This window comes from Pseudodesulfovibrio senegalensis (assembly GCF_008830225.1).
Taxonomy (GTDB): Bacteria; Desulfobacterota; Desulfovibrionia; order Desulfovibrionales; family Desulfovibrionaceae; genus Pseudodesulfovibrio; species Pseudodesulfovibrio senegalensis.
Genome location: NZ_WAIE01000011.1, coordinates 22,595 through 29,066 on the forward strand (window position 1 = coordinate 22,595; position 6,472 = coordinate 29,066).

Here is a 6,472-nt window from a genome sequence, read left to right on the forward strand (position 1 = left end):
GAATTTATTCCCCCGGCAAAAAAACACGAATATCAGCATTCAGAATTGCGGCCAGAGCCTTGGCTTCTTCATCCGTGACCCTGCGTTTGCCTGATTCCATTTCCGACACGTGCCGCTGCGCGTATTTTACTTTTGCGCCTTTGAGCTTCCGCCTCAACTGTTCGGAAAGCTCCTGCTGGCTCAATTCAGCCCGAAGGCGAAAACCTTTCAAAGCCCTTCCAACATCGACAGCCGGATAAATTACGGCTTCATCACTGAGACTTTCAGCCAAGTTCAAAAATCCAGCAATCGCTTTTTCCATCAGGTTAGCCTGGTGGCCAGGGACCACCAGACTAATTTGAACATTACCGTCCGTAAGGGGCATTTTCGTGAGTTCCGGCATAAAGCACCTTTATTTCTTTTTGTTTTTTAAAGACTTCAAACATCGTCACATATACAGGCCGTTTTTTGTTCAAATGAACCTTGAAGATATGGCGATTTTTGCCGAATTGCCAGATAGGGCCGACCTTGGGCCAACCGTCACCAGCCCGGCCAGTGGTTTGTAATTCTCGCTTCAATGCCTCCATCAGCGCCTTCACAGCCGGAGGCATTTTTTTGATCTGCTTATCAACTTTTCGGCTTGCAATGATGGTCCAATCTTGTTTCATCGGATATTGCCTCTTTGCCATACGATAATCAAGAAAAACCTGTTGCCGCATATCATTTAGTTGGCCTCCATAATTTAAGTGGTTTATCCTCATTGGTTAAATAGAATATAAATGTTTAAACATTTAAATGCAACTATTTTCTTGAATAATATGAGTTTTTTAAAATATTTAACCAATTAAACAATTAAATAAAATTTAAATCGGGGAAAAATTTTCCATTTCTTCCCTTTCAGGAGAACTACGCGGCCCTGCCGCAAGCCCCCGACCAACGGGAGGACGGAACCGCGCAAGAGCGCGGATCGGTAGAATTTGTTTTTTTTGTGATTGCTTAGAAACCGATTTTCCACGCCCTTGAGGTGTGGTAAATCGGCATAAGGAAAGGCATAGGCCTTTCCGATCTTGTAGCCGAAACCCTCCATAGAGGTGGAGGCCGTTCAGGATTCCAAAGGCCCCCGGCCTTTGGGCTACAGCCGGGGAGAAGCCCGGCGCGGGATCAATCCGAAGGGGATTGTTGCGCTCTGAAAGAGCGCGAAAGGGCCAGCGAATCTAGCCCGAAGGGTTGGAACCGTGTTCCAAGGCTCCCGCCACGGCCAGGGCTTGCCCTGGGCTGGCGCTAGGAGTCCTCAGCGCGGTCCGTTGCTTCAACGGAGGTCCCTAAATCAATTCGATTTCATGAAGGGCGCGATATCCCATAGTATCCCCGACCAAAGAAAAACACGGAACCCCAAAAACTGTTACCACTGAGGCAATTCGCGTTTTAGACAAGACAGGAAATTTTTCTCCGCGGAACACAATAGCGGCTCGAACCAACGCCCCCTTATAAAAACGTGCAGGGTCAAAGATCGAACTTGGAGCCGGAATCCTCATGCCCCGATGCAAGATATACCGGGCCATGTGTGAAACATGATCCATCGGCAAGAAAAAATAGTTCCGGCCGCCAGGAGCAAAAGTGGGTCTAACATACGGGCTTGATTTAGAACCCTGCGGCCATTTTTGGACGCGAAACGCAACCCGGAACAAATCTGCGGCCGCGCCCCACGCTTCGGAGAAATCGACCGAGCGGAAGACTACAATGCTGACATTTGGGCGCATCCCGCAAAAATTCAGCGGAATTGTGAGGACTGGATTCGGTTTTTTATATGTAATTTTTTTCATGATCGCGTAAAATTTTACACGAATTGTGAAATCGAGCAACAGTTTTCTTTTTTTGTCCGTATTTACGCTGTCGCAGCCCATAAACGCCAACGCAGGACAGGATGCATAAAAAACAAAAAAACGCGCAGAGGCATCAAATAGGCGCAATTTGGCGCATATGGGTGAGTGGAGCGAAGGAAGAAAAACCGCGCTTTTCCCTTCTCATTGGAGTTCGCCGTAGGCGATGGTACGGCGCTGGCCAGAATGTCGTAGTGTGCGAACGTACGTTAAACATATCGCGCCGCTGGCCTACGGCCAGCTATCTGGCGCAAACCTCATAATAGGGCGGCGAGGGAGCAACGCGACCGAAGGGCAGGAGCGCGTAAGCGCGGAGGTGCCTTTTCGCACGTAAGTGCGGACGAAGTTAAAAATTTTCAAGAGCCATTTGTAAGTAATTTTCTTCTTTTAGTTGCTTTTTATACTTTTACGCGGACGAATTGCCCACTATTTCAAAGTCTTACATCACGTAACTACGACAGATTTAGTGTGTAACTACGACAGATTTAGTGTGTAACTACGACAGATTTAGTGCTTATTGCGACAGGGTCGCGAACAGGTCGCAATTTCAAAAAAACAACCACGTCCTGTAATTACGACAGATTCAGTGAACATAACGCGAACGTAACAATTCAAAAACAAGGCATGGTTAATTTCTCAAAAATTCAAAAAAAACAGTTGCATAAGACGACAAAGAAGGCAACTCACAACTTGACTTAACAAACGTAATAACGACAGATTTAGTGCTTACAACGACAAAGAATGAAAGCTGTCGCAAAAACAAAACATACACTTAATATATTCAATTTAATTCAATAGTTTAAATGCAACCTATACCGCTTTATACTTTCGTCCCAAACAACACGTAATGACGACAGATTTAGTGCTTACGACGACACTAAATCGTGCTTGTCGTTATTTTTGTCGTTGACTAGGCGGAGCATATAATTTAGCCTCTGCTCCATGAAAAATGAAAACGATATCGTAGCAAAACATAACGACATGATTCCGACCCTGCAACGCCTCGAATTGCAGGAACTGCGCTTGCTGGCTTTTTGCTTGTCTCATATCGACAGCAAACACGACACGACATTTTTTGAAATAACGGCGAGTGTCCAGGATTTGATTGCCATTTTCAAAATTTCCCCAAATGCTGCGTATGAAATCGTCAAACAAACAATTAAATCCATAAACCAAAAGCCGGCAGAGTATGAAGAAGATGGAGAAAAGGTTTTAGCATTTTGGTTTCAGACCATGCGCTATACTCCACTAGACGGGAAATTTACTTTCAAAATGAACCCAGACCTCGCGCCGCGCTTGCTCGATTTACGAAACAATTTCACAGAGTACCGACTGAAAGACGTGTATCAATTCAAAAGTGCATCAACGTGGCATCTGTATGAAATCTTGCGGCAATGGAAGTCCGCCGGAAAGGTAAAATTTGATTTGAATGAATTTAAGATGCGATTAGGTGTTGCTGGCCGGTATCCCCGATTTAGCGATTTGAAAAAACGCATACTCGATCCAGGACAACGAGATATCGCCGCCTATTCTGATATTAAAATCGAATATGAAAAAATCACTAAAGCGCGGAAGGTTGTTGCGTTGCGCTTTTTCATTGTTGAAAATCAAAGCACAAAAACGCACACGGAAAAAGTCAGAGCGGTTGTAGAAAAACAGCTGGATCACGGCCAATGTTTTGCGCCGGAATTGGCTGCCATATTACGCGACCAGTGCCGTATGCATGCAAAACAAGCGCGTCAGCTGGCGAACCTCGCCGCAGGAGACGACGAGCAAAGAACGAAAAAACTGATACCAAAACTGATAGAACGCTATAAAAAAATACCCGCCGAAAACTGTTCAACCAGTTTGGGCGGGTATTGCTTCAAAGCGCTACGTGACGAGTTGACCAGGGGCAGCTTGATCTAAAACCCCTTCTTGGCCAAATACTCAGCTATGGCCACCCTCACAACATAGCTGTTGTTGTAGTTAATTCCATCCTCTGCGGTCTGTTTTTTGTAGACCACATAATTTTGCAAACGATCGAATGTATTTTTGTCGATCTTAAAGCCGCGCAGCTTGAGAGGTAACTTTGACTCCCGACCGTGCGGAGCATCTAAATTTTTTTCGGAATTTTCTTCTACGATTTCAACTACCTGTTTTTTGTCTGCAAACCGGCTTCCTTTTCCTTGATTCCCCAACGCCATTACTGTTCCCTCCTCAAAAATTCCCGACTCAAAGCCGCGTAGTCTTCTGCCCCATGACTCCCGGCCGCATAATCGAAAATATGTTTTCCGTGGCTAGGAGATTCCCCAAGCTTCACATTCCGACGAATGCGAACCTCGTAAAAAATATCTTTAAACTGAGATCGAACTTCGTTCCGAACTTCATAGTTTAAGGTCGTCCCATTCCACAGCGTAGGGACGATTCCACACAGTTCGACGGATTTCCCATCTTCTTCAATGGCTTGAATTTCCTGTTGCATTTTTGCCATACCTTCCAGAGCGAAATATTCGCATTGCAATGTAACCAAGACTTTGCTTGCCGCAATCATAGCGTTGACGGTCACGAATCCAAGATTTCCGGGGCAGTCAAAAAAAACATAATCATATTCATAGCCAGCAAGTTCTTCCATCCTTTTTTGAATTACAACCTGCCGACCCCGGCGTTTGTTTTCAATCCATGATTCGGCCAAAACACAATCATGGTTAGCGGGAATGATGTCCGCAAATCCAACATCATGGCCAACGTCTTCAAAATCTGCGCCGCGCAAAAAATCGAAATATGAGTGATCCACCTGATCCGGCATCAGGCCGCAAGCCATGGACAAATTACACTGAGGATCAAGGTCAATCAAAAGCGGTTTTTTTTGGGTTTGCATATAAATACCTGCGGCCAAATTATGGACGGTAGTAGTTTTTCCTACGCCCCCTTTCTGGTTCGCTATACTGTACGTTTTCATATGAGCCTCCGTCTGTTTGGTTTAGAAACATTTAAACATTAAAACCTTCAAATATCAACAAGCATTTAAACATTTAAGTTTTTAGATTTTGCTATCATTTTAAGGACATAAAAAAAGCCATTTAAAAAATGGCTTACATGTTTAATGTTTTAATTTTAATAGTAATCGTATCACGCCTGGGGAGGTTTCGAAGTCGATGATTTCATAAAACGGAATTATTTTTTTTAATGGGCCTTCATAAACCTTCCCAGAACAATTTGAACATTTGAGCGGTTTATTCCAAAGATCGCCATTTGAAAAAGCATCACCATTCGTACCCCGAAACTCACAAGTCAAAATTTCCCGACATTGTTTTTCTTGCTGTTTTTTAGGTTCGGCCAAAGGGTAAGTTCCGCCGCTGTCTGTTTCGGCAAGTGGATGCTGCTGCGCAAAGCCCAGGACGGGCAAAAACAAAAACACAATGATGAAGATAATTTTTTTCATGATTAAAAAGGGGAGGGGGAGGTTACCCCCCCCTGTTTCTTAGTTGTTGCTGGCAACCGTTGTAATATCAATCTGATCCACAACGACCTTGAGACTTGCCGCGGCATTCCCGTCCTTACCGATGTAGGCATTTGCGGTAATACCTTGGTGTGTAACGACAGAGGCTTTGTCTCCCTTCTGAATAGTCAAAGCCTCGGCCAACTTTCCCCAAATTGCGCATTCATACCAAACAACACGACGATTTTCCCCAACTTTGTAATTGTGAGCGAGGGAAAAATTCAAAACTTTTTTGCCGTTTACATCCTTGACCGGCTCAACCTTTCCCACGTTTCCAGTGATACTTGCAGTAAACATCTTGCCTCCATGTTTAGGTTCATTGGTAAATATTTCTTTGGCCTTACAGTAACTGATTGTCAATAGCTTTCTACCCTTGCGGGGTTTGGGCCGAAGCTATATATATATACAGCCTTCATGGGCCTCCATGTGGGCAGATGGTTTATCCATCTCATTGGTAGGGCCGGGGTGGTTCCCGGCCCATTTTTTATCTCTCCGTCAAATATGCTTCATGGCCAAGCATTCAGCCCTACGACAAATATTAATTTCTTCTTCTTGTTCAAGCTCAAACACAGAGACGGAATAGACACCATTTCCGTGATCTGTGCGTTCTCTATCCGTCCCAACTTCCCTATCAACAATGGACATGAAACGCGCTGCTTGTGTTCCAGTCATTTCTTGAGTTTCATAATGGTACATTTTTTCTCCTGTGTTTTGGTTTTCTGCGCTTCGCTAACATCCTCCCGGCGAGGGGGGCCGGTTGCCCCCCGGCCTTCCCCGGCCCCCCTGCCGGGGAGGATGTTGCCCCACCGGGGCAAATAACCGGCTGTCGCCCTGGGCGCGGCCCTGGCGCGACACTTGCCAGCCAGCAGCGGGAGGAGCCACTAGACAGGTTCCGCAATAAGGAAATTGGAGGGGCCGCAACCGTAGGGCAGCGGAGGAACCGATTTCCGACATTGCGGGTTCTGGCGGCTCCTGTGAGCGGAGGGATGAAAAGCAAGGGGCGTGACAGGGACGCGGACAGGATCAGCGACTTGACCGGCATCAGGATTCCAAAGGCCACCGGCCTTTGGGCTACAGCCGGGGAGAAGCCCGGCGCGGGATCAATCCGAAGGGGATTGTTGCGCTCTGAAAG

At 45.9% G+C, this 6,472-nt stretch carries 9 protein-coding genes; 1 reads left to right on the forward strand and 8 read right to left on the reverse strand.

Annotation, left to right across the window (positions count from 1 at the left end):
• Nucleotides 1-4: 4 nt before the first annotated feature.
• From F8A88_RS15450 to F8A88_RS15460, 3 genes are all read right to left on the reverse strand, one after another.
• Nucleotides 5-364: a helix-turn-helix domain-containing protein gene (locus F8A88_RS15450; RefSeq protein ID WP_151152086.1), complete on the reverse strand. Its 360-nt coding sequence runs from the start codon at nt 362-364 to the stop codon at nt 5-7.
• The gene (locus tag F8A88_RS15455) at nt 345-698 is read right to left on the reverse strand and encodes a cytotoxic translational repressor of toxin-antitoxin stability system (RefSeq protein WP_151152087.1); all 354 of its coding nucleotides are present in this window, start codon (nt 696-698) and stop codon (nt 345-347) included. Before F8A88_RS15455 ends, F8A88_RS15450 begins: the two co-directional genes overlap by 20 nt.
• A 603-nt stretch (nt 699-1,301) precedes the next feature.
• Complete coding sequence (locus F8A88_RS15460) at nt 1,302-1,883, reverse strand: hypothetical protein (RefSeq protein WP_151152088.1); 582 nt, start codon at nt 1,881-1,883, stop codon at nt 1,302-1,304.
• 918 nt (nt 1,884-2,801) lie between these two features.
• Between F8A88_RS15460 and F8A88_RS15465 the strand changes: the two genes are divergently transcribed.
• Nucleotides 2,802-3,767 carry a replication initiation protein gene (locus F8A88_RS15465; RefSeq protein ID WP_151152089.1) on the forward strand — a complete coding sequence of 322 codons (966 nt, stop codon included), beginning with the start codon at nt 2,802-2,804 and terminating at the stop codon, nt 3,765-3,767.
• Here the strand turns inward: F8A88_RS15465 and F8A88_RS15470 are convergent.
• The 5 genes from F8A88_RS15470 to F8A88_RS15490 all read right to left on the reverse strand — a co-directional run bounded on the left by F8A88_RS15470 (nt 3,764) and on the right by F8A88_RS15490 (nt 6,036).
• On the reverse strand, nt 3,764-4,045 hold the full coding sequence (locus F8A88_RS15470) for a hypothetical protein (RefSeq protein ID WP_151152090.1): 282 nt from the start codon (nt 4,043-4,045) through the stop codon (nt 3,764-3,766). The two genes, F8A88_RS15465 and F8A88_RS15470, sit on opposite strands and share 4 nt — an antisense overlap.
• Nucleotides 4,045-4,800: a ParA family protein gene (locus tag F8A88_RS15475; protein ID WP_151152091.1), complete on the reverse strand. Its 756-nt coding sequence runs from the start codon at nt 4,798-4,800 to the stop codon at nt 4,045-4,047. Before F8A88_RS15475 ends, F8A88_RS15470 begins: the two co-directional genes overlap by 1 nt.
• 141 nt (nt 4,801-4,941) lie before the next feature.
• Nucleotides 4,942-5,283 carry a hypothetical protein gene (locus tag F8A88_RS15480; protein ID WP_151152092.1) on the reverse strand — a complete coding sequence of 114 codons (342 nt, stop codon included), beginning with the start codon at nt 5,281-5,283 and terminating at the stop codon, nt 4,942-4,944.
• Between the two features lie 39 nt (nt 5,284-5,322).
• Entirely contained in the window at nt 5,323-5,637 is a 315-nt protein-coding gene (locus F8A88_RS15485) for a single-stranded DNA-binding protein (protein WP_151152093.1), read from the reverse strand.
• Nucleotides 5,638-5,835: 198 nt separating this feature from the next.
• Nucleotides 5,836-6,036, reverse strand: coding sequence for a hypothetical protein (locus tag F8A88_RS15490; protein WP_151152094.1), 201 nt, complete (start codon nt 6,034-6,036; stop codon nt 5,836-5,838).
• Between the last annotated feature and the right edge of the window lie 436 nt (nt 6,037-6,472).

What these genes read in the sequence shown, in the direction of transcription:
- F8A88_RS15450 (WP_151152086.1), bottom strand. Translation starts at nt 364, where the DNA reads ATGCCCCTTACGGACGGTAATGTTCAAATTAGTCTGGTGGTCCCTGGC.
- F8A88_RS15455 (WP_151152087.1), bottom strand. Translation starts at nt 698, where the DNA reads ATGCGGCAACAGGTTTTTCTTGATTATCGTATGGCAAAGAGGCAATAT.
- F8A88_RS15460 (WP_151152088.1), bottom strand. Translation starts at nt 1,883, where the DNA reads ATGGGCTGCGACAGCGTAAATACGGACAAAAAAAGAAAACTGTTGCTC.
- F8A88_RS15465 (WP_151152089.1), top strand. Translation starts at nt 2,802, where the DNA reads ATGAAAAATGAAAACGATATCGTAGCAAAACATAACGACATGATTCCG.
- F8A88_RS15470 (WP_151152090.1), bottom strand. Translation starts at nt 4,045, where the DNA reads ATGGCGTTGGGGAATCAAGGAAAAGGAAGCCGGTTTGCAGACAAAAAA.
- F8A88_RS15475 (WP_151152091.1), bottom strand. Translation starts at nt 4,800, where the DNA reads ATGAAAACGTACAGTATAGCGAACCAGAAAGGGGGCGTAGGAAAAACT.
- F8A88_RS15480 (WP_151152092.1), bottom strand. Translation starts at nt 5,283, where the DNA reads ATGAAAAAAATTATCTTCATCATTGTGTTTTTGTTTTTGCCCGTCCTG.
- F8A88_RS15485 (WP_151152093.1), bottom strand. Translation starts at nt 5,637, where the DNA reads ATGTTTACTGCAAGTATCACTGGAAACGTGGGAAAGGTTGAGCCGGTC.
- F8A88_RS15490 (WP_151152094.1), bottom strand. Translation starts at nt 6,036, where the DNA reads ATGTACCATTATGAAACTCAAGAAATGACTGGAACACAAGCAGCGCGT.